The sequence below is a fragment of the Fodinicurvata fenggangensis DSM 21160 genome (assembly GCF_000686045.1).
GTDB classification, from domain to species: domain Bacteria; phylum Pseudomonadota; class Alphaproteobacteria; order Kiloniellales; family DSM-21159; genus Fodinicurvata; species Fodinicurvata fenggangensis.
Genome location: NZ_JMLV01000013.1, coordinates 1 through 2500 on the forward strand (window position 1 = coordinate 1; position 2500 = coordinate 2500).

Here is a 2500-nt window from a genome sequence, read left to right on the forward strand (position 1 = left end):
AAACGCAAGTGCAAGCCGGAGCACAAGAGGTGAAGCCTTAGCGCTCCTCCTCGGACATAGCAAAAAGCCCCGCGGCTTTGTGGGCTGCGGGGCTTTTCATGCTTTGATATTGGTGCAATTGGTTGCGGGGGCAGGATTTGAACCTGCGACCTTCAGGTTATGAGCCTGACGAGCTACCGGGCTGCTCCACCCCGCGTTTGTGGGTGTGTTTTGGTATGTGTGGTGTTGATTGCGGTGAGGGTTCTTGTTGGATGGCCTTGCGGTTTTGGAAGACCTGGCGGCGACCTACTCTCCCACGTCTTGAGACGCAGTACCATCGGCGCTGGGGGCTTTCACGGCCGAGTTCGGGATGGGATCGGGTGTTTGGACCCCCGCCCTAACCACCAGGTCGTCGAAAACCGCAAGGTGTTGTGCACGTTTCTTTGTTGGATCTTTTCATCACTCGGGCTTTGGAGCCTTTGTGTTGGCCTCACGCAGCGCTGGCGAGCAGCTTCTGGCTTGCTGCTGTGCGCGGTGGGGCCGGTCGGTAGCTTTTGAATGATCAAGCCAATCGAGCGATTAGTAAAGCTCAGCTTCACGCGTTGCCGCGCTTCCACATGCTTCCTATCGACGTCGTGGTCTACGACGGCTCTTATGGCGAGACCTGGTTTTGAGGGGGGCTTCCCGCTTAGATGCCTTCAGCGGTTATCCCTTCCGTACATAGCTACCCGGCGATGCGGCTGGCGCCACAACCGGTCCACCAGAGGTACGTCCATCCCGGTCCTCTCGTACTAGGGACAGCGCCTCTCAAGTCTCGAACACCCACGGCAGATAGGGACCGAACTGTCTCACGACGTTCTAAACCCAGCTCACGTACCACTTTAATCGGCGAACAGCCGAACCCTTGGGACCTGCTCCAGCCCCAGGATGTGATGAGCCGACATCGAGGTGCCAAACACCCCCGTCGATGTGGACTCTTGGGGGGTATCAGCCTGTTATCCCCGGCGTACCTTTTATCCGTTGAGCGATGGCCCTTCCACGCGGGACCACCGGATCACTATGACCGACTTTCGTCTCTGCTCGACGTGTCTGTCTCGCAGTCAGGCGGGCTTATGCCATTGCACTCGACAGCTGATGTCCGACCAGCTTGAGCCCACCATCGCGCGCCTCCGTTACTCTTTGGGAGGCGACCGCCCCAGTCAAACTACCCGCCATGCAGGGTCCCGGACCCGGATCACGGGCCGCGGTTAGGCACTAAAACGCGCAAGGGCGGTATTTCAAGGATGGCTCCACACAAGCTAGCGCCTGCGCTTCAAAGCCTCCCGCCTATCCTACACATACAAGTCCTAGTACCACTGCAAAGCTGTAGTAAAGGTGCACGGGGTCTTTCCGTCTAACCGCGGGGACTCCGCATCTTCACGGAGAATTCAATTTCGCTGAGTCTGTGCTGGAGACAGTGGGGAAGTCGTTACGCCATTCGTGCAGGTCGGAACTTACCCGACAAGGAATTTCGCTACCTTAGGACCGTTATAGTTACGGCCGCCGTTTACCGGGGCTTCGATTCGAGGCGTTAACCTCTCCTCTTAACCTTCCGGCACCGGGCAGGCGTCAGACCCTATACGTCGCCTTCGCGGCTTCGCAGAGCCCTGTGTTTTTAGTAAACAGTCGCCACCCCCTGGTCTGTGCCCCCCGACCCTGGTTGCCCAGGACCGGGGCCCCCTTCTCCCGAAGTTACGGGGGCAATTTGCCGAGTTCCTTCAGCACAGTTCTCTCAAGCGCCTTGGTATACTCTACCTGTCCACCTGTGTCGGTTTAGGGTACGGTCTTGCGCGGGGGCTGTTTCCTGGGACTGCTTGGCTGCCCGGACAATCCAATAAGTCCGGACAACGTCCACAATCCGTCACCACCCGCAGGCCACGGAATATTAACCGTGTTCCCATCGGCTACGCCTGTCGGCCTCGCCTTAGGGACCGGCTCACCCTGCGCGGATTAACCTTGCGCAGGAACCCTTGGACTTTCGGCGGGAGTGTTTCTCACACTCCTTGTCGCTACTCATGTCAGCATTCGCACTTGCCATACCTCCAGAAGCCCTCGCGGGTCTTCCTTCACAGGCCTAGGCAACGCTCCGCTACCACTCACACTCAAAGTGTAAGTCCGCAGCTTCGGTACATGGCTTGAGCCCCGGTACATCTTCGGCGCAGGACGGCTTGTTTAGACCAGTGAGCTATTACGCTTTCTTTAAAGGATGGCTGCTTCTAAGCCAACCTCCTGGTTGTCTTGGCCTTCCCACATCCTTTCCCACTTAGCCATGATTTGGGGACCTTAGCTGGCGGTCTGGGCTGTTTCCCTCTCGACGACGGACCTTAGCACCCGCCGTCTGTCTGCCGGACTGATACTCCTCGGTATTCGGAGTTTGGTTAGGTTTGGTAAGCCTCGCGGCCCCCTAGCCCATCCAGTGCTCTACCCCCGAGGGCAATATCCGACGCACTACCTAAATAGTTTTCGCGGAGAACCAGCTATC

The 2500-nt window shown here is 58.0% G+C and carries 1 tRNA gene and 2 rRNA genes (1 of these 3 cut by a window edge); all 3 read right to left on the reverse strand.

From position 1 onward, the window contains the following. Window positions 1-119 precede the first annotated feature (119 nt). Window positions 120-196, reverse strand: a tRNA-Met gene (locus tag BP38_RS0115175). 76 nt (window positions 197-272) lie between these two features. Beyond that, window positions 273-388: ribosomal RNA gene (gene rrf, locus BP38_RS0115180) — 5S ribosomal RNA — on the reverse strand. A gap of 149 nt (window positions 389-537) precedes the next feature. Next, window positions 538-2500, reverse strand: a 23S ribosomal RNA gene (locus BP38_RS0115185) (it continues 800 nt past the right edge of the window).